Origin of the sequence: Agrococcus baldri, from assembly GCA_900114805.1 — a bacterium.
Classification (GTDB): Bacteria; Actinomycetota; Actinomycetes; order Actinomycetales; family Microbacteriaceae; genus Agrococcus; species Agrococcus baldri.
The window spans coordinates 432,776-453,209 of the sequence record FOZN01000003.1 but is presented as its reverse complement, the minus strand read 5'-3'; the positions used below and the strand labels follow the sequence as shown (position 1 = coordinate 453,209).

The following is a 20,434-nucleotide window of genomic DNA, read 5'->3' as shown; positions in this document are numbered from 1 at the left end:
GATGAGCTGGATGGGCGACTACGAGGACCCGTACGAGGAGTACGACGAGTCGAGCGTGCGCGAGCGCCCGAATCCGAAGGCGAACCGGCCCCGCTCGAAGCAGCGGCCCGAGCACGAGGATGCCGTCACCGGCATCGTCACCGGCGTCGACCGCGGCCGCTACCGGCTGGTCGTCAGGGTCGGCGAGAGCGACGAGGCGGTCGTCACCGCCGCCCGGGCTCGCGAGCTGCGCAAGCAGTCGATCGTCGCCGGCGACCGCGTCGACGTGGTGGGCGACACCACCGGCGAGACCGGCTCGCTCGCGCGCATCGTGCGGATCCAGCCGCGCACGACCGTGCTGCGCCGCTCGGCCGACGACGCCGACCTGGTCGAGCGGGTGATCGTCGCGAACGCCGACGTGATGCTGATGGTGGTCGCTTCGGCCGACCCGCCGCCGCGCGCCGGGATGGTCGACCGATTCCTCGTCGCCGCCTTCGACGCCGGCATCGCCCCGGTGCTGGTGATGACGAAGACGGATGTCGCCGACCCGGCACCGTTCCTGGCGAACTTCGCCGGGCTCGACATCGAGGTGTGGCGCTCGTCGATCGACGACCCGCCGGCGCACGCGCTGCGCGAGCGGCTCGACGGCCACACGACGGTCGCCGTCGGCCACTCGGGCGTCGGCAAGTCGACTCTGGTGAACGCCATCGTGCCCAGCGCCCACCGCGCGGTCGGGCACGTGAACGCCGTCACCGGACGTGGTCGCCACACCTCCTCCTCGACGGTCTCGTTCCGACTCGGCGACGGCTGGATCATCGACACCCCCGGGGTGCGCTCGTTCGGCCTCGGGCACGTCGCGACCGCCAACGTGCTGCGGGGCTTCCCCGACCTCGCCGAGGTCGCGGAGGACTGCCCGCGCGGCTGCACCCACCTCGCGTCCGAGGATTACTGCGAACTCGCGGCCGCGGCGGACGACGGCAGGCTGGAGCGACGCCGCGTCGACTCGATGCAGCGCCTGCTCGGCACACTCGTCGCAGCCCGCAGCGACCGCCACCAGGAGTGACTCCTCGGCCCGGGACGGGCCTCGGCGCTGGCGTCGCGGCGGCGACCCGAACGGGTCCAGCTCCAGCGCGCGCGTACGCTGGCATCGTGAGCAGCTACGACGACGACCTCGCCCTCGCCCTTCAGCTTGCCGACGAGGCCGATGCCATCTCGACCGCCCGCTTCGGCGCGCGCGACCTCGAGATCGCGACCAAGCCCGACACCACCTTCGTCACCGACGCCGACCGCGCGGTCGAGCAGCGCATCCGTCACGTCCTCGCCGCGGAGCGGCCCGACGACGCGATCTTCGGCGAGGAGTTCGGACCAGTCGGCGAAGCGCCGCGCCAGTGGATCATCGACCCGATCGACGGCACGGCCCACTTCCTGCGCGGCGCCCCCATCTGGGCGACGCTCATCGCCCTGGCGGTCGACGGCAAGCCGGTGGTGGGCGTGGTCTCCTCCCCCGCGCTCGGTGCGCGCTGGTGGGCGGCGAGCGGCGGCGGCGCCTGGAAGCGGACGCCGGCGGACGATGCGCCGCAGCCGCTGCGGGTCTCCGGCGTGGGCGAGCTGGCAGCGTCGGCGATCTCCTACAACTCGATCCAGGGCTGGGACGGCGCGGGCCGCGTGGACCAGCTGGTGGCGCTGCAGCGCGACGTGTGGCGGGCGCGCTCGTACGGCGACGCCTGGAGCTACATGCTGCTGGCCGAGGGCGCCCTGGATGCGGTGGCCGAGTTCGACCTGCAGCCCTACGACATGGCGGCGCTCGTGCCGGTGATCGAGGAGGCCGGCGGCACGTTCACCTCGGTCGGGGGCGACGCCGGCCCGTGGCACGGCAGCGCGCTCGCCACCAACGGCCACCTGCACCAGCAGCTGCTCGAGCGCCTGGCTCGCTGAGCCTGTCCGCTGCGGGTACCCGCCCGGGTGCCCGCTCGCGCTGCATCAGCCGGCGGCGGCCGCCTCGAGCTCTGCCACCACGATCTTCTGCATGCGCAGCATCGCGCTCGTCACCGCGGCGCCGCGCGGGCCCTCCATGAGCTCCTGCAGCTGCTTCGGGGTGACCTGCCAGGAGAGGCCGAAGCGATCCTTGCACCAGCCGCACATCGACTCGGCGCCGCCGTCGCTGACGAGCGCGTCCCAGAGCCGGTCGACCTCCTGCTGGCCGTCGACCGTCACCGCGATCGAGACCGCCTCGGATTGCGGGAACTGCGGGCCGCCGTTCAGCAGCTGGTAGGGCACGCCGCCCAGGCGCAGGTCGACGGTGAGCGCCTCGCCTGGCCGGTGCTCGCCGGGCCAGGGGTCCTCGCCCTCCGGATACCGCATGATCGCCGTGATCTCGGAGTCCGGCAGCAGCGAGACGTAGAGCTCGGCGGCCTCCTCGATCCTGCCGTCGAACCAGAGCACGGTGCGCACATCACCCATGCCGGCCATGATGCTCCCCTCTCGCGCCGCACGCTAGCCTCGATGCATGCGAGAAGTCACGCCCGCCGAGGTCTCCGATCGTGCCGTCGTCGATGTGCGAGAGCCGCACGAGTGGCAGCTGGGGCACGCCGACGGCGCGATCCACATCCCGATGAGCGAGATCGTCGAGCGCCTGCACGAGGTGCCAGACGGCGCCGCCGTGATCTGCCGCTCGGGCGCGCGCAGCGGCCAGGTGGTCGCCTACCTCGAGCAGCAGGGCCTGGATGCGGTGAACGTCGCGGGCGGCACGCTCGCGTGGGCGGCGGCCGGCCGCCCGATGACGGGCACGGTCGTCTGAGTCCGTCGTCCGGGGAGCGCCCGGCGGCGTGCCGGGCGCTCCACTGGATCAGTTGACGATGAGCTTCTTGTTCATGAACTCCTCCATGCCGTGGGGGCCCAGCTCGCGGCCGAAGCCGCTGCGCTTGGTGCCGCCGAAGGGCATGTCGTAGTCCTCGGCGCCTGCGCCGTTGATCGAGACCATGCCTGCGTCGATGCGGTCGGCGACGGCGAGCGCGAGCTCGGGGTCGGTCGCCCACACGCGTGCGCCGAGGCCGAAGGGCGTGCCGTTGGCGATCCGCACGGCATCGTCCACGTCCTTCGCGCGATACACGGTGCCGACGGGGCCGAAGAGCTCTTCGCGGTAGGCATCCATCTGCTCGGTGACACCGCCCAGCAGCGCCGGCTGCACGCGCGTGTCACCGTGGTGCCCGAGCGCGCCTGCGAGCACTTCGGCGCCCTCCGCCACCGCAGCGCTCGTCTGCTCGCGCAGCCGGTCGGCGGCGGCCTGCGATGACAGGGCGCCCACGAGCGCATCCGCGTCGTCGGCCTCGCCCACCTGCATCCCGGTGATCGCGGCGCCGAGCTTCGACGAGAACTCGTCGTAGAGCTCGTCCAGCACGATGAAGCGCTTGGAGGCGTTGCAGGACTGGCCCGAGTTCTCCATCCGGGCGTCGACGGCCGCCTGCACCACGGCATCCATGTCGTCGGTGGAGAGCACCACGAAGGGGTCGCTGCCGCCAAGCTCGAGCACGACCTTCTTCAGGTTGCGCCCGGCGATCTCGGCGACCGCGGCGCCGGCGCGCTCGGAGCCGGTGAGCGAGACGCCGCGCACGCGGGCGTCGGGGATGACGATCTCGCCGATCTGCTCGTTCGTGGCGAAGATGTTCTCGTAGGCGCCGGCGGGCAGTCCGGCCTCGGCGAGGATCTCGGCGATCACCGTCGCCGACCACGGGCACTGCGGCGCGTGCTTGAGCAGCACCGTGTTGCCGAGCATGAGGTTCGGGAAGGCGAAGCGTGCGACCTGGTAGTACGGGAAGTTCCACGGCATGATGCCGAGGATGACGCCCTGGGCCGACTTGCGGATGCGCGCGTCGACGCCGCTCGCGGTCTTCAGCACCTCGTCGGCGAGGAACTCCTCGGCGTTGTCGGCGTAGTAGCGGATGATGTCGCCGGAGAACTCGGCTTCGTCCTTCGCCTGCCCGAGCGGCTTGCCCATCTCGGTGCGGATGATCTCCGCCAGCTCCTGCGAGCGCGACGTGAACGCATCCGCCGCCTTCGACAGGATCGCGGCGCGCTCGGCCATCGGCGTGGTCGCCCACGGCTCGTAGGCCGCATGCGCCCGCTCGATCGCGGCGCGGATCTCGTCATCGGTCGCCGTCGGGTATTCCTTGACGATCTGCCCGGTGTACGGGTCGGTGACCTTGTACTCGCTCACGCTTCTGCCTCCTCGCAGCTCGGTGGATGGCTCCAGCGTAACGGGGAAGGCGAGGGAGTAGTGATCAGGTGATCAACAGCGTGCGACTCACGACCGGTGGTGGAGATGGGGGGAATCGAACCCCCGTCCAACGCTCGGACCGTGCGGCTTCTCCGGGTGCAGCTCAGGGGTGGCGTTCTGCTCGGCTCCGACCTTTGTCCTGAGCACCTAGGTCGACGAGCCCAGTCACAGTGAAAGTCCCGCGATGCCCTGTGACGCAGCATCGCAGCAAGCCCTCTAGATGACGCCAGGGTCCGGGGCGAGAGCAGACCCGGTCTGACGGACTTCAGGCTCGCTTAAGCAGCGAGGGCGAAGTCGGTGCGCTTTTCGTTGGCACCTATTGGTTTGCAGGGAGCGTTCAAGAGATAACCCTGCATCCTCTACCCGCTTCCCGCTCCGACTGAGGCGCTGTCGAAACCGATCATCCCCATGGAGTGGTGCGAGTCGCACGCTGTTGAGTTCCCAATGCCGGATGCGTCCGGCGCGCTGGCGAGGCCAGCCCACCATGGTACCCCGAGACCGAGCACCGCGGCAAGCGCTCCGCCTGACACGGGCGGCCCACGCGGCCTGCGCCACCCGCCCGCGAGCGCCGCCACTCGATCGCGCGTCAGCCGAAGAGCATCTCCGCCTCGCGGTAGCGGTGCTCGGGCACGCGCTTGAGATCGCCCAGCGCGTCGGCCATCGGCACCCGCACGATGTCGGTGCCGCGCAGCGACACCATCGAGCCCCACGCCCGGTCGACGATCGCATCGACCGCCGCCAGGCCGAAGCGCGTCGCCAGCACGCGGTCGGCGCCGCTGGGCGCCCCGCCGCGCTGGATGTGGCCGAGCACGGTCGAGCGCGACTCGATGCCGGTGCGCTCCTCGATCATGGGCGCCAGCAGCTCGCCGATGCCGCCCAGTCGCGGCCGGTTGAAGGCATCCATGCCCTTGTGCGAGTGCGCCTCGTCCATGCCCTCGAGCTTGAAGCCTTCGGAGACCACCACGAGCGGTGCGCGCCGGCGGTCGTAGACCGACTGCACGTAGTCGCAGATCCACTCGATCGAGCGCGGCTGCTCGGGGATGAGCGTGACGTGCGCGCCGGTGGCGATGCCGGTGTGGAGGGCGATCCAGCCCACATGCCGCCCCATCACCTCGAGCACCATGCAGCGCATGTGCGAGTCGCCCGTGGTGCGCAGCCGGTCGCCCGCCTCCGTGGCGATCTGCACGGCGGTGTCGAAGCCGAAGGTGTAGTCGGTGGCGTCGAGGTCGTTGTCGATCGTCTTCGGCACACCCACGATCGGCAGCCCGTCGTTCGCGAGCCGGTTGGCCGCCGCGAGCGTGCCCTCGCCGCCGATCGCCATCACGGCATCGATGCCGAGCCGGGCGAGGTTCTCGCTGATCTTCTCGGGCCGCCCGTTCGGCCCCTCGTAGGGGTTCGTGCGACTGGTGCCGAGGATCGTGCCGCCGATGCGCGAGGTGCCGCGGACGGCGGAGCGGTTGAGCACGCGCACGTCGCCCTCGACCAGGCCGCGATAGCCGTCGCGGATGCCCACGAACTCGAGGCCATGGTGCACCATGCCGGTGAGCACCGCGGCGCGGATGACTGCGTTGAGGCCGGGGCAGTCGCCACCGGACGTGAGGATGCCGACTCGCATTTCACCTTCCACCGGACGGCCCTGGGTGAACCTGCCGGCGCGTCCATTCAAGCGGCGCGCGCCGGGATTGTCGAACCCGGCAGCCAGCCCTAGTCGCCCAGGCGGTTCTTGGTGCGCATGGCGCGCTCGGCCTCGCGCTTGTCCTGCCGCTCGCGCAGGGTCTGGCGCTTGTCGTACTCCCGCTTGCCCTTCGCGACCGCGAGCTCGACCTTCGCGCGACCGTCCGAGAAGTAGAGCGACAGCGGTACGAGCGTGTAGCCGCCCTGCGACACCTTGGCCGCGAGCTTGTCGATCTGCTCGCGGTGCAGCAGCAGCTTGCGCTTGCGGCGCGGCGGGTGGTTCGTCCAGGTGCCCTGGCCGTAGACGGGGATGTGCACGGCATCGAGCCAGGCCTCGCCGTGGTCGACGAAGGCGTAGCCGTCCACCAGCGACGCCCGGCCGGCGCGCAGCGACTTCACCTCGGTGCCGGTGAGCACGAGGCCCGCCTCCACGCGGTCCTCGATCGTGTAGTCGTGGCGCGCCTTCTTGTTCTGCGCCACGACCTTGTGACCCTGTTCGCGCGGCATGGCTGGCTCCTGGTGTGTGATGACGGATGCGGTGGCCCGGCGGGCGGGCAGCCGTTCAGTCTAGCCGCAGTCTGCCTCGCCCCGGGTCAGATCTTGAGATATCGCCGGATGGCGACGGCTGCCGCGACCCCCGCGAAGAGCACGCCGATGCCGAGCAGCACGGGCGCGACGACCAGCGCGTCGTCGATCGTGACGATCGCGATCGTCTGCAGCATGGGCGCGACGTAGCCCTGCAGGAAGAAGTGCACGATGGCGATCACCGAGCCGGCGGCGAGCACCGCCCCCAGCAGCGCCGCCACGACGCCCTCGATGATGAACGGCGTCTGGATGAAGCGGTTCGATGCGCCCACGAGTCGCATGATGCCGAGCTCGCGCTTCCGCGAGAAGGCGGAGAGCCTGATGGTGGTGGAGATCAGCAGCACCGCGGCGACGAGCATGAGCACGGCGACGCCGATCGACGCGAGGCTCGCCGTGTTGAGCACCTGGAAGATCGGTTCGAGCAGCGCCTGCTGGTCGCGCACCTCCAGCACGCCCGGCAACGCTGAGGTGGCCTCCCCGATCAGGTCGGCGTCCGCGGGGCTCGCCGGCCGCACCCACAGCGCCTCGTTCATGGTCTCGGGACTGGCGAACTCCGCGCTCGCGGTGCCGCCGAACTGCTCCATGAAGTGCTGGTATGCCAGCTCGCGATCCTCGAACTCCACGTTGCTGACGTAGGGCGCGATCGCGCCGCTCTCCAGCACATCCCGCACCGCCTGCACCTGCTCAGCGGTGGCGGCGGTCTGCGTGCAGGTCTCGGTCGCGTCGACCGGCCCGCAGAAGTAGATGCCGACCTGCGCGCGGTCGTACCAGAAGCCCTTCATCTGCGTGATCTGCATCTGCAGCAGGATCGCGGCGCCGACGAACGACAGCGAGATGAAGGTGACGAGGATGACGGAGACGACGACCGACAGGTTGCGGCGCAGCCCGTTCCAGACCTCTTGCGAGATCAGCTGGAGCCTCACGCGATCTCCTCCTCGTCGAAGGCGGGGTCGGCCAGGTGCCGCTTGTAGCTGCCGTGCGCCTCATCGCGCATGATCACGCCGGCGTCGAGCTCGACCACGCGCTTCTGCAGCTCGTCGACGATCGACGCCTCGTGCGTGGCCATCACGACCGTCGTGCCGCCTTCGTTGATGCGGGCGAGCAGCGCCATGATCCCGGCACTGGTGGACGGGTCGAGGTTGCCGGTCGGCTCGTCCGCCAGCAGGATGGGTGGCCGGTTCACGACGGCGCGCGCGATCGCGACGCGCTGCTGCTCGCCGCCGGAGAGCTCGTGCGGCAGCCGGCTCGCCTTGCCGGCGAGCCCGACGACCTTGAGCACGTCGGGCACCGCCTCGGAGATGAACCCGCGGCTCTTGCCGATCACCTGCAGGGTGAAGGCGACGTTCTCGTACACCGTCTTGTTGTTCAGCAGCCGGAAGTCCTGGAAGACCACGCCGAGGTTGCGTCGGAAGAAGGGCACGCGGCGGTTTGGCAGCGCCTTCAGCCGCTGCCCGAGCACGTGCACCTCGCCACCGGTGGGCACCTCCTCGCGGAGGACCATGCGGATGAGCGTCGACTTGCCGGAGCCGGAGGCGCCGACGAGGAACACGAATTCGCCCTTGAGGATCTCCAGGGAGACGCTCTCGAGAGCGGGCCGGGCTTTGCGGGAATAGGTCTTCGAGACCTCGTCGAAGCGGATCATGACCTGTCGAGGCTACGGGCGCGGATGCGTTCGGGCGCGTTGTGCATCGGCGGGTCTCGATACGCGTCCGGGCGCGTCCGGCCGCTATTCGACCAGCGGACCCTGCCAGGCGTCGATGCGGCCGGTGGCCTTGGCGCCGGCCAGGATGCCCAGATGCATGCGCTCGGGCTGGCCGAAGTAGCTGCGCTCGTAGAGCTCGTGGCGGGCGCCGAAGCCGGTGCCGACGGCATCCCACAGCTCGCCCATCACCTCGAGCCGCTCCCGCGCATCCGCCCCGCCGGAGCCGCGCAGCAGCGGCTCGATCGGCGCGACGTGCTCGCTGCCGAGCGAGTCGAGCGGCACCGGCAGGTGCGCGAACGCAGAGGCGAGCATCGTCTGCAGGTTCACGCGCATGCGGCTGTAGGCGTCGGGGCCGTACGCGGCGAACGCCATCGCCGCCTGCGGCCCGGGCCCGAGCGAGTCGCCCGAGGGCACGGCCTGCTCGATCATCGCGTCGCGCAGCGCGGCGACGGTGTCGCGGTAGGCGATCAGCTCGCCCAGCGACGCCTGCACGCCGCGCAGCTCGCTCGTGCCCATGATCTCGGTCGCGCGCACTGCCAGCGCGGCGATGCGCTCCAGCTTCGCCTCCAGCCGCGTCGTCGCCTGGAAGACCAGCCGCACGTTCCAGCCCACGGCGCCCTTGTTGAAGGCGAGCATCGTCTCGGGGTCGCGGATGAAGACGTCCTCCCACGGCACGAGCACGTCGTCGAAGACGACCAGCGCGTCGTGCTCGGTGAAGCGGCTCGACAGCGGTGCGTCGGCATGCGCGGGGATGCCGCGCGTGTAGATGCGGATGCCCGCACTCGCAACGGGCACGGAGGCCGCGATCGCGAAGTCCTCCGTCTGCACCTCTCCCCCGAAGTGCGAGACCAGCAGCCGCTGCGCCGTCGCGGCGCCGGTGACGACGGCCTTCGCGCCCCGGATGACGACGCCCTCGTCGGTCTCGCGCACGACGTGCAGGAACACATCCCCCACCTCATCCGGTGGCAGGTCGCGGTCGACCGGCGGGTTGACGAGCGCCTGCGCGTAGTGGGTGACGTCGCGCTGGTCGCGGGCGAGCATGTCGCGCACGTTCGGCTCGAAGCGGCCGAAGAAGGGCGCGTGCGCGGCCATCGAGGTGATCACGCACGCCATGAACTCGGGCGTGCGGCCAACCCAGCCGTGCGTGCGGCGCTGCCAGGCCGCGATCGCGTCGCGCTGCACGCGCAGCTCGTCGCGCGAGTGCGGCACGGTCCAGAACGGATGCGTCAGGCCGGTGCCGTCGGCCGTCGGCACGAGGGGCACACCGGAGTCGTCGTCGTGGAGCGTGTCGTAGAGCGCGGCGATGGTGGCGGCCGTGCCCGCGAAGGCGGGATGCTCGGCCACCCGCTCGACGGGCACACCGTCGTGGATGACGACGCGGCCGTCGTCGAGGCTGGCGAGGTAGTCGCTGCCGGTCTGCGGTCGACCCGCCGGTGCCGAGGCCATGCTGCTCCTAGTCGTCGGACTCCTGCTGCTGCCGCTTGCGCCAGCGGATGCCGGCGGCGATGAAGCCGTCGAGGTCGCCGTCGAAGACCGCCGAAGGGTTGTTCACCTCGTGCAGCGTGCGCAGATCCTTCACCATCTGGTACGGCGCGAGCACATAGGAGCGCATCTGGTCGCCCCAGCTGGCGGAGATGTTGCCGGCGAGATCCTTCTTGCGGGCGGCCTCCTCCTCGCGCTTGAGCAGCATCAGGCGGCTCTGCAGCACGCGCAGGGCGGCGGCGCGGTTCTGGATCTGGCTCTTCTCGTTCTGCATCGAGACCACGACGCCGGTGGGGATGTGCGTGATGCGCACGGCGGAGTCGGTCGTGTTGACCGACTGGCCGCCGGGGCCGGAGGAGCGGAAGACGTCGACGCGGATGTCGTTCTCGGGCACCTCGATCTCGTCGACCTGCTCGAACAGCGGCACCACCTCGACGGCGGCGAAGGAGGTCTGCCGCTTGCCGGCGGCGCCGAAGGGGCTCATGCGCACCAGTCGGTGGGTGCCGGCCTCGACCGAGAGGTTGCCGAAGGCGTAGGGCGCGTCGATCTCGAACGAGGACGACTTGATGCCGGCCTCCTCCGCATAGCTCGTCTCGTGCACGGTGACCGGCATGCCGTGCTGCTCGGCGTAGCGCAGGTACATGCGCTGCAGCATCTCGGCGAAGTCGGAGGCGTCGACGCCGCCCGCGCCGGCGCGGATGGTGACGACGGCGGGCAGCTGGTCGAACTCGCCGTCCAGCAGCGTGCGCACCTCGAGCTCGGAGATGAGCTTCTGCAGGCTCTTCAGCTCCTTGCGGGCCTCCTGCTGCGTCTCCTCGTCGCCCTCCTCGTTCGCCATCTGCACGAGCACCTCGAGGTCGTCGATGCGCGACTCGATCGAGGTGATGCGCTTGAGGTCGGCCTGCGCGTGGCTGAGCTCGCTGGTGACCTTCTGCGCCGCCTCGGGGTCGTCCCACAGGTCGGGTGCACCGGCGGCCTCCGACAGCCGCTCGATGTCGGCCTGCAGGCGCTCGGCGTCGAGCACCGACTTGATGTCGAAGAACGTGGAGCGCAGCTCGGCGATGTCGCCGGCGATGTCGAGATCGGCCATGATCATCCAGCCTACCGACGCGAGCCCGGGCGCTCGCACGGCCGGCCCGGGCATCCGCCGTAGGCTCGGCCTGTGAGCGGAGTCGACCGGTCGGAGCGCTTCCCCTGGCGGAAGGTGGCGGGCGCCGCGTACGTGCCGACCGCGGCCTTCGCGATCGGAGAGGGCGCGGTCATCCCCTACATCCCGCTCATCGCCGGCGACCTCGGCGCCTCGCTCGCCGTGGCGGCCGTCGTGGCCGCGATGCTGACGGTCGGCCAGCTCGCGGGCGACGTGCCCGGCGGCTCGGTGGTCGCGCGCTTCGGCGAGCGGGCGACCATGGTGGGCGCCGGGCTGCTGGTGCTGGTCTCGCTCGTGATCGCGTTCTTCTCGACCGAGTGGTGGATGCTCGCGGTCGCGATCTTCGTGCTCGGGCTCGGGCACGCGGTGTTCGCCCTCGCCCGGCACGCGTTCATGACCACCTACGTGCCGCTCCGATACCGCGCCAGGGCGCTGTCGACGCTCGGCGGCATCTTCCGCATGGGCATGTTCGTCGGCCCGCTGATCGGCTCGGCCGTGCTGGGGCTCGGCTTCGCGCTCGGCTCGGTCTGGGTGATCTGCGCGATCGGCACCATCGTCGCGATCGTGGTGCTGATCGTGCTGCCCGACCCGTCGTCGGTGTTCGAGCACAGCACCGCGACGACGGGCGTGATCGAGCTGCGGGCGGAGCGCACGGGCATCTGGCAGGTGGTGCGGCAGAACGCCCGCTCGCTCGCGACCGTGGGCATCGGCGCCGCGATGCTGGCGCTCGCGCGGCAGGCGCGCAACGTGCTGCTGCCGCTGTGGGCGATCTCGATCGGGCTCGACGGCGTGACGACGGGCCTCGTGATCGGCATCGCGGGCGGCGTCGACTTCGCGCTCTTCTTCGTCTCGGGCTGGGTGATGGATCGCTTCGGCCGGCTCTGGAGCGTGGTGCCCTCGCTCGCGCTCATGGCGCTGTCGTTCTTGCTGCTGGCCCTCACGCACGACATCGACGCCGCGGTGCTCTGGTTCTGGATCGCGGCGCTGGTGATGGCGCTCGGCAACGGCCTCGGCTCCGGCATCCTGATGACGCTCGGCGCCGACCTCGCCGACCCGCGCAACCCCGCGCCGTTCCTGGGCGCCTGGCGGCTGACGACCGATGCCGGCGGTGCGGTCGCACCGCTGCTCATCTCGCTGCTGATCTCGGTCGCGTCGATCACCTGGGCGGCGGGCGGTCTGACGGTGCTGTGCCTCTTCGGCGCCGGCATGCTGCTGCGCTGGCTGCCACGGAAGCCGCGCGGCGCGTAGCCCGCAGCGCAGCTCCGCAGCGTGCTCCCGATGGCGCGCCTCAGTCGACAAAGACAGCGCGGGCGGTCGAGGTGACGTCGAGGCGGATGCCCTCGGGCAGCAGCAGGGAGACGACCGGTGGCCGCCATGCGCTGGAGACGGTGACGGTGGCGCTGCGGGTGTCGGCCGCTGCACCGTCGACGCGGATGCCGTCGAGATCGCCGCCGGCGCGCGACGCCCACGCGGCAGCCGCACGATCGACGGCCCCGTCGGCGAGCTCGGGCGCGGCAGACGAGCCGTCGAAGCGCACCTGCTCGAGCGCGAACGCCTCGGCAGCCGCGAGCGCCGCGCCGTCGGCGACGGTGAACAGGCGCCGCCGCTCGATGAGCATGCTCGTCGCAGCGGTGACCGCGATGATCAGCGACAGCGCGAGTGCGGCGAAGCCGATCGTCAGCAGCAGCGTGGAGCCTTCCTCCTCGTGCACCACCCTGCGCAGCAGCCGCCTCACGGGGTTCTCCCGAATGCCGACACGGGCTGCATCGCCTGCGCCGAGATGGGCACGCCGAGGCCGACGTCGAGCTGCAGCACCGGCGGCGCGAACGGCAGCGGCACGGTCGCACCGACCTCCACCGTGACCGTCCCTCGAGGGGTGTCGCAGGCGTCGGGATCGGGGGCGCAGGAGATCGTGACCCCCACCTGCTCGGCGGCGAGCCCCGCATCCGCCATCGCGACGCGCAGCGCACGGTCGGCGGCCGCGAGGCCGGCATCGTGCGAGTCCGCCTGCGCGATCGTGCGCGCGGCATGGCGTGCCCCGCCCTCGAGCCCCAGCACCGCGTGCTGGATCTGCCCGAGCGTGAGCACCAGGTAGACGAGTGGCACGAGCAGCAGCACGCCGACGGTGAGGAACTCGAGCGAGGCGGAGCCGGAGTCGTCGGCCAGACGGCGCGCAGCGCGGACGAGGCCGGGCCAGCGCTCAGCCCAGCGTCTCGACCGGCGCATGCCCGGTCACCTCCAGCGCCGTCGGACCGATCAGTCCGAACACGGGCAGCGGCGCGGCCACGCGGATCTCGATGGTCTCGAGCCCGGCGACCGTCGCGGTCGAAGCCGAGACCTGCTCGGCGTAGCTGGCGCCGATCGCCATCGTGATCAGCTGCCTGGTGCGCACGACGCCGGCCGACGCATCCGCCCCGACCAGGGACGCGTGGCGCGCGCCCTCTGCGGCCGCATCGGCCACGGTCGCGCGCACGTGCAGCGCCAGCGAGAGCTGCATGACCGAGAGCACGAGCACGACGAGCAGCCCTGCCACCATCGTGAACTCGGCGACCGCCGAGCCGCGCTCGTCGGCCAGCCGCATCAGAAGCTCGTGACGCGCGCGATCGCCTGCTCGAAGACGCCCGTGAGCGCCGGCCCCGCGACCGTCCAGATCACGATCACCAGCCCGGCGGTCATCAGCGTGACGAGCACCCAGCCGGGCACGTCGCCGCGCTCCTCGTCGTGCATGCGCCCGACCAGGCGCTGGAATCGTCGGCTGATCGTCGACATGTGCTCCTCCTTCAGAATCCGACTTGCAGGACGTGGATGCCGGGCCACAGCGCGAACGCGACGGTGGTCGGCAGGAGCCCGAACACCAGTGGCACGAGCATTTCGAATAGGTTGCTTTACATGAGCATTCCTGGGATCGTGGTCTATATGACAGGACCACGCGGCGAGTCGACGCCGATCATCGACTTGAGCGACGATCCACTGGTGCCGCCGGCGAAGGAGTCGAACGCATGACACAGGCCGCCATTTACTGCCGCATCAGCATGGATCGCACCGGCGAGTCGGCCGGCGTCGAGCGCCAGGAGGCCGACTGCCGCCAGCTCGCCGACCGGCTCGGCCTCACAATCGGTCAGGTGTACGTCGACAACGACATCAGCGCGACCTCTGGCAAGGAGCGGCCCGCGTTCGAGCGGATGCTGGGCGACCGTCCTGCCGCTGTCGTGACGTGGGCGCAGGATCGCCTGTTGCGACTGTCGGCGGATCTCGAGAAGGTCATTTCGCTGAACATTCCGGTTCACATGGTCACGCAGGGGTCGCTCGACCTCGCCACGCCTGCGGGCCGTGCTGTCGCTCGAACCGTCGCCGCATGGTCGACGTTCGAGACTGAGCAAAAGGGGCTGAGGCAGCGGGCGGCGAACGTGCAGCGCGCGAAGCAAGGCAAGCCCGCCCCCTCTGTCGGCTACGGGTACCGGCGCGACGGGGACGGGCTCGTGATCGTCGACGATCAGGCGGCAGTCGTGCGCGAGGTTGCGCGGCGCGTGCTCGAGGGTGAGCCACTACGGTCGATCGCCGCCGACCTGAACGCTCGCGGGATCGAATCACCGAGACGCACGACAGGCTCGGGCATCTGGACTGGCACGACTCTGCGGCAGATGATCCTGCGCGAGTCGCTGGCAGGACTCCGCCGATACCGGGGCGAGACCGTCGGTGCTGGCCTCTGGGAGCCGATCATCACCCCGGACGACCACGAGCGCATCGTCGCCGTGCTGAACGATCCTGCGCGCGCTAAGCATTACGCGGGGCGTGCTCCTAAGCACCTGCTGGCGGGCATCGCCGAGTGCGGCAAGTGCGGCGCCCGCATGAAGCGATCGCCCGGACGCATGACGACTACCAAGAGCGGCACCAAGCGGCAGCCCGCCGCGTATTCGTGCGCAGCCTGCTACGGCGTCCGGCGCAAGCAGTCGACCGTCGACGAGCTGGTGACAGCCGTACTGCTGGCACGCCTCGAGCGGCCCGACGCGCTCGACCTGTTCAGACAGGGCGACGACGATGCCGCTACCGAGGCACGCGACGCGATCGCCGCTATCGACGCACGCCTGAGCAACGCCGCCGACGCCTACGCGGCCGGTGCGCTCGAGCTCGACCAACTCACTCGCATCACGGCGCAGTTGCGAGCCGACCGCGACGCACACGCGGCGACTGTCGCGCGGTCACTCCCCGCAGCGCTCCCCGCCGACCTCATAGGCCCGCAAGTGGCTGAACGCTGGGCGAGCAAGAGCATCGACGTACAACGGCTCGTGCTGTCGTCAGTGCTCCGTGTCACGATCCTCCCGGCTGGCTCCGGCCGCGACTTTGACCCTGCATCCGTCCGTATCGACTGGTTGCAGTAGCAAGAAAGCCCCCGCCGCGGTAGGACGCGACGAGGGCAGACCATCACCCACTGAAAGGCAAGATGATGACCACTATCAATTCTACCGAGTTCGACGCGATCGTGGCCGAAATGCGGCGTACCGAGGCGGAGGCGAGAGCGACCGCCTGCGGTGTCACCGGATGCGACGGCGAGTTCCATGGGGCGGACGTCGACCCGCAGCGCTGGCACCACAAGGTCGAAAGCGACGCCGACGAACTGCTCCAGTACGAAATGGTGATCGACGGCGAAGGGCGCGCGCACGCTGACGTGCTGGCAACGTTCGACGACGAGACATTCGTCGGAATGGACGGCGACGCTGTGCGGGCGCTCGCTGACCGCCTCGAGGCTGAGCCTGCGCGACTCCGCGAGTTCGCGGCACGACTCGACCGGCGTTCACTGCCCGAGCAGCGCGTGAACGCTGTCGCCGCGAACGTTCGCGGCTCACTCACCTACGTCGTGGACGGCATGCACCTGACCGCGAAGCCCCTGGCGGAAATCCTCGAGATCAGCACGCAGCGGGCACGCGACCTCCACAATGGGCGCGCACCGTTCACCGCCGACGAAATCCGCCTGCTGTCGGCGTACTTCGACTGCGAGGCTGACGACTGGACGAGCGAGCGCGGCCCGCGCGTGCCGTACCCATTCGACCGGCCCGCCGCAGAGGATCGACTTATGACGGCACGCGAAAGCGGTGGCCTGCATGACTGAGAACATGCGCGAGCGGTGGAACCGTCGCGCGCGAGAGGCGTCCGAGGCCGGTGCAATCCAATATCAGATCGTCCGATCGCAGGACGGCCTGCGCTACTCGAAGCTGGTTGGCGACGAATGGGAGCCGATCACCGAGGACGAGGCGCGCGCTGCAGGCGTCTGGCGAGATCCACGCGGCGATCAGTACGGCGTCACCGATGACATCGCGACGGACGAGCAAGTGAAGGCACGCGACAAGGGGCACTACGACCCGCGCAAGGCGTCTGGCGCTCTAATCGCACGTCGAGTGAAGCTCCGCTGTGGCCGTTGCGGCTCGACGCTCGGCCACGTCGACGAGCACGAGCATCGCACGCTCTGGCACAGCGAACGCACGGGCCGATGGTCGAGGCAGCCGAGTGGAATCAAGTGCCGCGAATGCTTCGAACCGCTCGAGAAGTTTCGCATCGAAATTCCGCTAGTTGACGCGGCTATTGCGCGTGCGAGGCTCACCAACGCGATCGTCCAGTTGAAGATAGGTGCTTAGTCGCGCTAGCATCTAACTAAGCCTGTGGCCCACCTCGCGAGGTGGACGCGTTCAGCACAAGAGGGCACTTGTGAATCACCGCTACTGCGGAGGTTCGAAGTGTCCTCTTTGTCGTCTTGGACCAGTGAACGCGCAAGAGTCGCGTCGCTGTCCCGATCCCGTACCGCCGATGACCCCGACCTGCTCGAGGCGCGGCGCAATTTGAAGGCCGCGCGTCTCGCCGAGTACGTCGAGCGCGTCGTCGCTGAAGCTCCCCCACTGACGCCTCAACAGCGCGATCGCATCGCGTCGCTGCTGCGAGGCGGTGTTGCGGCTTGAGCACCGAAAAGAGATTCAGCCCCTCGGATAAAGGAGCTGAATCGGAAACCATTGGCGGCGGCTTCACTTTCGATTATACCGCTAGTCGCCCACAAACGGCAGAATTGGGCCGGCGAATTCGACGCGCCGACGCCATTCTCGGCGACATTGTGGACGCGCTCGCATCCGGCGACCTGTCGCTCTACGAGCTGGGCCGCTACTCCCGAAGCGCAGTCGACCTATTCAACCTCGGGCACGGCTACGGCTACCAGGCGCAGGCTGAGCGAGTCGCGCAGGCCGAATGGGACGCGACCAGGCTCTACGCGAAGGCGTATCCGAGCGAAAACGCGACGGCCGTCGAAAGTCGCATGCAGAGCGCAATTGCCTCTACGCCTCCCGGTGTCGACCCGCTCTCTCCCGAGTGGATGCACCGCGCGCTCTCAGCAGCGATTCGGGGTGCAGCATGACGACACTCCCCGAAGTGCACGGCGTCTACCGCAAGTGGCTCGGCAGCGACTATGACACCCAAGCGCTCGACGCGGTGCTCGCCACTGCAGCCTGCGAACGGCTGGACGGCGACCCCGTTTGGATGCTCGTCATCTCAGGCTCGGGCAACGCAAAGACCGAGACCGTAGGAGCGCTCGCAGGAGTCGACGCGACCATCGTCTCGACCATCGCATCCGAGGGCGCGCTGCTGTCGGCCACGTCGACCCGCGAACGCTCCGCGGACGCGACAGGCGGCCTGCTACGCAAGGTGGGCGACCGCGGAATCGTCGTCATCAAGGATGTGACGTCCATCCTCTCGATGTCGGGCGACCAACGCGCAAGCGTGCTCGGTGCGCTCCGCGAGGTGTACGACGGCAGTTGGTTCCGCAACGTCGGCACAGACGGCGGGCAGACGCTCGACTGGCACGGCAGGCTCGTGCTCGTCGGCGCAGTCACAACCGCATGGGACAAGGCGCACGCGGTCATCTCGAGCATGGGTGACCGATTCGTGCTCGTGCGGATGGACTCGACCGTAGGGCGGCAGGCCGCAGGACGGCAGGCGATCGGGAACACCGGCCACGAGACCCAGATGCGCGCCGAGCTTGCAGACGCGGTCGCCGGCGTCATGGACACCATGAACCCGCATGGCATCACAATGACCGCCGACGAGACAGACACACTGCTGGCCGCCGCGGATCTCGTAACACTCGCCAGGACGGCAGTGGAACGCGACTACCGGGGCGACGTGATCGACGCGCACGCACCCGAGATGCCCACCCGGTTCGCCAAGCAACTGGCGCAGATCGTCCGGGGTGCGGTGTCACTCGGAATGTCGAGACCCGATGCGCTGCGCCTCGCAGTCAGATGCGCCCGCGACTCGGTGCCGCCGATCCGACTGCGGATCATCGACGACATCGCGGCCAACCCTGGCGCGTCAACCGCAGACGTTCGCAAGCGACTCGGGATGCCAAGAGCAACCGTCGACCGCGAGCTGCAGGCGCTCAACATGCTCGAAGTCTTGAGCGTCGACGAGACCGACGGGCACAACGGCGGCCGAGAAGTCACCATCTGGACATACACACTGCGCGACGGCATCGACCCCGATGCGCTGGCACCAAAAGTGATGCCAGATTCTGCAGTACCCACCCAGACCACCACCAACGACGCTCCGGATTCGGTGCCAGAAACTGCAGTACCCACCCAGCCCCTAGATAAGAGGGCAGGAAGCCTTGGGGCACCTACTGCAGAATCTGGCACCAACCCGCGATGCCGCATCTGCGGCCAGTCCATGCACCCGGCGATCGCTGCGGAGAGCACCACCCACCCCGGATGCGAGGTGGCGGCATGACGACGCGATCCGACCTCAACCGGCACGACTGGCCTAACACCGGCTTCCACTGCGCAACCTGCGGATGGCCGCTGCACGCATCCATCGTCGCCGACGGGCACGCCACGCACCCGACATGCGAGGTGACCTCGTGACCGACTGGAGCATCTGCCGATGCCGTCGTGAGCACGCAACCTCCCGAGGCTTCCTCCGCTGCAAGTACCCCGCAGCGAAATGGATCACCGGCACCGGCGACTGGACTCTCGTCGCATGGTGCGGGCCGGCAGCAACGTTCACGCTCTGGCCCACCTACTCCGAAGCATCCGACCGCGACTCGGTGCTCTACGCGACCGGCTGCGGCACCTACTGCCGAGGCAAGCACGAAGTCATCCACATCAACCGAACGAAGGAAACAGCATGATCAACGACAACCCCGGCAACCTCGCAGCCGAGCTGCGCGACCTCAAGCGCCGCATCCGTCAACTCGAGACCGCCTCGCCACTCGCGCACTCGTCGATCAGTCACGGCACCGGCCTCGCGGTCAACATCCCCGCCGGCATCCACATGGAAGGCGACGGCAGCGCGACAGCCGGTGCAGCGTTCCTCGACTCGACAGGCGGCGGACGTGTCGGATCGGGAGCGTCTTTCTTCCGCAACGACGGAGCACTCACCAACAGCAACGGCACGCTCCCTGTAGCGGTCAACATGACTGGCGCAGCGAACCTCACGTTCGAAGGCGAGGTGCGAGGCCGCCTCGGTGTAGTCGGGCCGATCGACGGCGTGCAGACCGAACTCGGCGCAGCGGTCAAAGAGGCCGACCGTAAGGGCCAGTCGGGCTACGACAACGCGATGGCTGCGCGTGGCGAAGCGTCGGACGCGGACGCTAAAGCGCAGTCGGCGTGGAACCTGGCGAACGCGAAGGCCACCACGGCCTCAGTCGCGGCAGTGCAGAGCGACCTCGACAACGTGAAGGACGGAACATCGCCCATCTCGCCAACCCTGTACGGCCCGCAAACGAAGCTCTCCGGACTCGGTCAGTGGACAGGCGGCGTCACCTCGACGGTGCGACTCCTCGCGATCAACACGTCCACCGGAGCACTCATGTACATGAGCAACTCGTGAACGGCGGCACCGTGACTATCACCAAGGACACACCCGTCACCGCGGGCACCGAGGCGCAGCGAGCGCTCGAACGGCTCATCAGGACCGGCACCGTGAACCTGACCCTCCCGAAGCCTCCCCGGTTCCTGTTCGACTGGCTCGACCTTGTCGACTACCAGGACGGCGACACGCAGCACCGCCGCACGCTCGCGACCGACGCGCTCGAACGCGAACGGCTGCACAGGTGGGGCATGAAGCCTGCCAACGCCGTCGAGAGCACCCCCGCGCCCGTGGCAGCGCCTCAGCCGCCCGCGCAGACCGTCGAGCAACCGCAGGAGCGGGAACGGACCAGCGGCACGCCTGAGCGGCTCCCAACGCCGTTCCAGCGAGCGCGACCCGGCACGCCCTACGTGCCATGCGCGGCCGAATGCGGAGCGCTCCTACGCCGCCCCCGAGCGTCCGTCGCCTACTGCCACGGATGCGGTCGACGCCGACCCAAACCGAAATCAACAGACATCGAATGGAGCACGCCATGACCGACAGCCTCATGCCAAGCGACGACCCAAACGAATGGGACGAAGTCATCGCACAGATCACCGAGAAGCACGCGAAGAAACGCGCCGACGCGATCGACAAGCTCGACCGGCAACACACCACCAGCCAGGCGTTCGCGACGTTCGCCAACAACGAAGGAGAGACAGAATGAGCAATTACACCGCCAAGGGCCTCAACACCAACACCGCAACGCAGG

General features: G+C 69.5%; 25 protein-coding genes and 1 other RNA gene. 13 read left to right on the top strand and 13 right to left on the bottom strand.

Annotation, left to right across the window (positions count from 1 at the left end; translation table 11 throughout):
* Position 1: 1 nt before the first annotated feature.
* Positions 2–1,042 carry a ribosome small subunit-dependent GTPase A gene (gene rsgA, locus BM288_RS10515; protein WP_092918601.1) on the top strand — a complete coding sequence of 347 codons (1,041 nt, stop codon included), beginning with the start codon at positions 2–4 and terminating at the stop codon, positions 1,040–1,042.
* Between the two features lie 86 nt (positions 1,043–1,128).
* Entirely contained in the window at positions 1,129–1,914 is a 786-nt protein-coding gene (locus BM288_RS10510; protein ID WP_318255488.1) for an inositol monophosphatase family protein, read from the top strand.
* 45 nt (positions 1,915–1,959) lie between these two features.
* Here the strand turns inward: BM288_RS10510 and BM288_RS10505 are convergent, their stop codons facing one another.
* Positions 1,960–2,448, bottom strand: coding sequence for a VOC family protein (locus tag BM288_RS10505; protein WP_318255487.1), 489 nt, complete (start codon positions 2,446–2,448; stop codon positions 1,960–1,962).
* Positions 2,449–2,485: 37 nt separating this feature from the next.
* Here BM288_RS10505 and BM288_RS10500 point away from each other — a divergent pair, with 37 nt between their 5' ends.
* Positions 2,486–2,776, top strand: a complete 291-nt coding sequence (locus BM288_RS10500) for a rhodanese-like domain-containing protein (RefSeq protein WP_092918599.1) — start codon at positions 2,486–2,488, stop codon at positions 2,774–2,776.
* A gap of 48 nt (positions 2,777–2,824) precedes the next feature.
* On the opposite strand, the gene BM288_RS10495 is transcribed toward BM288_RS10500, so the two are convergent.
* From BM288_RS10495 to prfB, 8 genes are all read right to left on the bottom strand, one after another.
* Positions 2,825–4,192, bottom strand: coding sequence for an NAD-dependent succinate-semialdehyde dehydrogenase (locus BM288_RS10495; RefSeq protein ID WP_092918597.1), 1,368 nt, complete (start codon positions 4,190–4,192; stop codon positions 2,825–2,827).
* Positions 4,193–4,289: 97 nt separating this feature from the next.
* Positions 4,290–4,660, bottom strand: a transfer-messenger RNA (tmRNA) gene (gene ssrA, locus BM288_RS10490).
* Positions 4,661–4,838: 178 nt separating this feature from the next.
* Positions 4,839–5,867 (bottom strand): 6-phosphofructokinase, encoded by a 1,029-nt coding sequence (locus tag BM288_RS10485; RefSeq protein WP_092918595.1) that lies wholly within the window; start codon positions 5,865–5,867, stop codon positions 4,839–4,841.
* Positions 5,868–5,956: 89 nt separating this feature from the next.
* Complete coding sequence (smpB, locus tag BM288_RS10480) at positions 5,957–6,433, bottom strand: SsrA-binding protein SmpB (protein WP_092918593.1); 477 nt, start codon at positions 6,431–6,433, stop codon at positions 5,957–5,959.
* 86 nt (positions 6,434–6,519) lie between these two features.
* On the bottom strand, positions 6,520–7,434 hold the full coding sequence (gene ftsX, locus BM288_RS10475) for a permease-like cell division protein FtsX (RefSeq protein ID WP_092918591.1): 915 nt from the start codon (positions 7,432–7,434) through the stop codon (positions 6,520–6,522).
* Entirely contained in the window at positions 7,431–8,153 is a 723-nt protein-coding gene (gene ftsE, locus BM288_RS10470; protein WP_092918589.1) for a cell division ATP-binding protein FtsE, read from the bottom strand. The genes ftsX and ftsE overlap by 4 nt, the downstream gene beginning before the upstream one ends.
* A gap of 84 nt (positions 8,154–8,237) precedes the next feature.
* Positions 8,238–9,659, bottom strand: coding sequence for a 4-hydroxyphenylacetate 3-hydroxylase N-terminal domain-containing protein (locus BM288_RS10465; RefSeq protein WP_092918587.1), 1,422 nt, complete (start codon positions 9,657–9,659; stop codon positions 8,238–8,240).
* A gap of 7 nt (positions 9,660–9,666) precedes the next feature.
* Positions 9,667–10,785 (bottom strand): peptide chain release factor 2, encoded by a 1,119-nt coding sequence (gene prfB / locus BM288_RS10460; protein ID WP_092919071.1) that lies wholly within the window; start codon positions 10,783–10,785, stop codon positions 9,667–9,669.
* 72 nt (positions 10,786–10,857) lie between these two features.
* Here prfB and BM288_RS10455 point away from each other — a divergent pair, with 72 nt between their 5' ends.
* Entirely contained in the window at positions 10,858–12,090 is a 1,233-nt protein-coding gene (locus tag BM288_RS10455) for an MFS transporter (RefSeq protein WP_177220354.1), read from the top strand.
* Positions 12,091–12,130: 40 nt separating this feature from the next.
* Here BM288_RS10455 and BM288_RS10450 read toward each other — a convergent pair whose 3' ends face one another.
* The 4 genes from BM288_RS10450 to BM288_RS10435 are packed head-to-tail and all read right to left on the bottom strand — an operon-like array spanning position 12,131 to position 13,611.
* Positions 12,131–12,577: a pilus assembly protein TadG-related protein gene (locus BM288_RS10450; RefSeq protein WP_092918585.1), complete on the bottom strand. Its 447-nt coding sequence runs from the start codon at positions 12,575–12,577 to the stop codon at positions 12,131–12,133.
* Positions 12,574–13,068: a hypothetical protein gene (locus tag BM288_RS10445; protein WP_318255486.1), complete on the bottom strand. Its 495-nt coding sequence runs from the start codon at positions 13,066–13,068 to the stop codon at positions 12,574–12,576. Before BM288_RS10445 ends, BM288_RS10450 begins: the two co-directional genes overlap by 4 nt.
* The gene (locus tag BM288_RS10440) at positions 13,043–13,423 is read right to left on the bottom strand and encodes a TadE/TadG family type IV pilus assembly protein (RefSeq protein ID WP_318255485.1); all 381 of its coding nucleotides are present in this window, start codon (positions 13,421–13,423) and stop codon (positions 13,043–13,045) included. The genes BM288_RS10445 and BM288_RS10440 overlap by 26 nt, the downstream gene beginning before the upstream one ends.
* Positions 13,423–13,611 carry a hypothetical protein gene (locus tag BM288_RS10435; RefSeq protein ID WP_092918583.1) on the bottom strand — a complete coding sequence of 63 codons (189 nt, stop codon included), beginning with the start codon at positions 13,609–13,611 and terminating at the stop codon, positions 13,423–13,425. The genes BM288_RS10440 and BM288_RS10435 overlap by 1 nt, the downstream gene beginning before the upstream one ends.
* Before the next feature lie 230 nt (positions 13,612–13,841).
* Between BM288_RS10435 and BM288_RS10430 the strand changes: the two genes are divergently transcribed.
* From BM288_RS10430 to BM288_RS14500, 9 genes are all read left to right on the top strand, one after another.
* Entirely contained in the window at positions 13,842–15,221 is a 1,380-nt protein-coding gene (locus tag BM288_RS10430; protein ID WP_092918581.1) for a recombinase family protein, read from the top strand.
* A gap of 62 nt (positions 15,222–15,283) precedes the next feature.
* A complete protein-coding gene (locus BM288_RS10425; RefSeq protein ID WP_092918579.1) occupies positions 15,284–15,949 on the top strand; it encodes a hypothetical protein in 666 nt (221 codons plus the stop codon).
* Positions 15,942–16,472: a hypothetical protein gene (locus tag BM288_RS10420; RefSeq protein WP_092918577.1), complete on the top strand. Its 531-nt coding sequence runs from the start codon at positions 15,942–15,944 to the stop codon at positions 16,470–16,472. The genes BM288_RS10425 and BM288_RS10420 overlap by 8 nt, the downstream gene beginning before the upstream one ends.
* 314 nt (positions 16,473–16,786) lie before the next feature.
* Positions 16,787–17,236, top strand: coding sequence for a hypothetical protein (locus BM288_RS10410; RefSeq protein WP_143103087.1), 450 nt, complete (start codon positions 16,787–16,789; stop codon positions 17,234–17,236).
* Positions 17,237–17,250: 14 nt separating this feature from the next.
* Complete coding sequence (locus tag BM288_RS10405; protein ID WP_092918571.1) at positions 17,251–18,603, top strand: transcriptional regulator; 1,353 nt, start codon at positions 17,251–17,253, stop codon at positions 18,601–18,603.
* Positions 18,604–18,733: 130 nt separating this feature from the next.
* A complete protein-coding gene (locus BM288_RS14340) occupies positions 18,734–19,003 on the top strand; it encodes a hypothetical protein (protein WP_143103086.1) in 270 nt (89 codons plus the stop codon).
* Positions 19,000–19,704 (top strand): hypothetical protein, encoded by a 705-nt coding sequence (locus BM288_RS10400; protein ID WP_092918569.1) that lies wholly within the window; start codon positions 19,000–19,002, stop codon positions 19,702–19,704. Before BM288_RS14340 ends, BM288_RS10400 begins: the two co-directional genes overlap by 4 nt.
* A complete protein-coding gene (locus tag BM288_RS14335) occupies positions 19,701–20,219 on the top strand; it encodes a hypothetical protein (RefSeq protein WP_143103085.1) in 519 nt (172 codons plus the stop codon). The genes BM288_RS10400 and BM288_RS14335 overlap by 4 nt, the downstream gene beginning before the upstream one ends.
* Positions 20,216–20,389, top strand: coding sequence for a hypothetical protein (locus tag BM288_RS14500; RefSeq protein WP_177220353.1), 174 nt, complete (start codon positions 20,216–20,218; stop codon positions 20,387–20,389). Before BM288_RS14335 ends, BM288_RS14500 begins: the two co-directional genes overlap by 4 nt.
* Positions 20,390–20,434: the final 45 nt, after the last annotated feature.

Excerpts from the sequence above, each read along its gene's own strand:
- rsgA (WP_092918601.1), top strand. The coding sequence starts at position 2 with ATGAGCTGGATGGGCGACTACGAGGACCCGTACGAGGAGTACGACGAG.
- ftsE (WP_092918589.1), bottom strand. The coding sequence starts at position 8,153 with ATGATCCGCTTCGACGAGGTCTCGAAGACCTATTCCCGCAAAGCCCGG.
- BM288_RS10445 (WP_318255486.1), bottom strand. The coding sequence starts at position 13,068 with ATGCGCCGGTCGAGACGCTGGGCTGAGCGCTGGCCCGGCCTCGTCCGC.
- BM288_RS10485 (WP_092918595.1), bottom strand. The coding sequence starts at position 5,867 with ATGCGAGTCGGCATCCTCACGTCCGGTGGCGACTGCCCCGGCCTCAAC.
- BM288_RS10500 (WP_092918599.1), top strand. The coding sequence starts at position 2,486 with ATGCGAGAAGTCACGCCCGCCGAGGTCTCCGATCGTGCCGTCGTCGAT.
- BM288_RS10425 (WP_092918579.1), top strand. The coding sequence starts at position 15,284 with ATGATGACCACTATCAATTCTACCGAGTTCGACGCGATCGTGGCCGAA.
- BM288_RS10435 (WP_092918583.1), bottom strand. The coding sequence starts at position 13,611 with ATGTCGACGATCAGCCGACGATTCCAGCGCCTGGTCGGGCGCATGCAC.
- BM288_RS10430 (WP_092918581.1), top strand. The coding sequence starts at position 13,842 with ATGACACAGGCCGCCATTTACTGCCGCATCAGCATGGATCGCACCGGC.
- BM288_RS10420 (WP_092918577.1), top strand. The coding sequence starts at position 15,942 with ATGACTGAGAACATGCGCGAGCGGTGGAACCGTCGCGCGCGAGAGGCG.
- smpB (WP_092918593.1), bottom strand. The coding sequence starts at position 6,433 with ATGCCGCGCGAACAGGGTCACAAGGTCGTGGCGCAGAACAAGAAGGCG.
- BM288_RS10440 (WP_318255485.1), bottom strand. The coding sequence starts at position 13,423 with ATGCGGCTGGCCGACGAGCGCGGCTCGGCGGTCGCCGAGTTCACGATG.
- prfB (WP_092919071.1), bottom strand. The coding sequence starts at position 10,785 with ATGGCCGATCTCGACATCGCCGGCGACATCGCCGAGCTGCGCTCCACG.
- BM288_RS10465 (WP_092918587.1), bottom strand. The coding sequence starts at position 9,659 with ATGGCCTCGGCACCGGCGGGTCGACCGCAGACCGGCAGCGACTACCTC.
- BM288_RS14500 (WP_177220353.1), top strand. The coding sequence starts at position 20,216 with ATGACCGACAGCCTCATGCCAAGCGACGACCCAAACGAATGGGACGAA.
- BM288_RS10505 (WP_318255487.1), bottom strand. The coding sequence starts at position 2,448 with ATGGCCGGCATGGGTGATGTGCGCACCGTGCTCTGGTTCGACGGCAGG.
- BM288_RS10400 (WP_092918569.1), top strand. The coding sequence starts at position 19,000 with ATGATCAACGACAACCCCGGCAACCTCGCAGCCGAGCTGCGCGACCTC.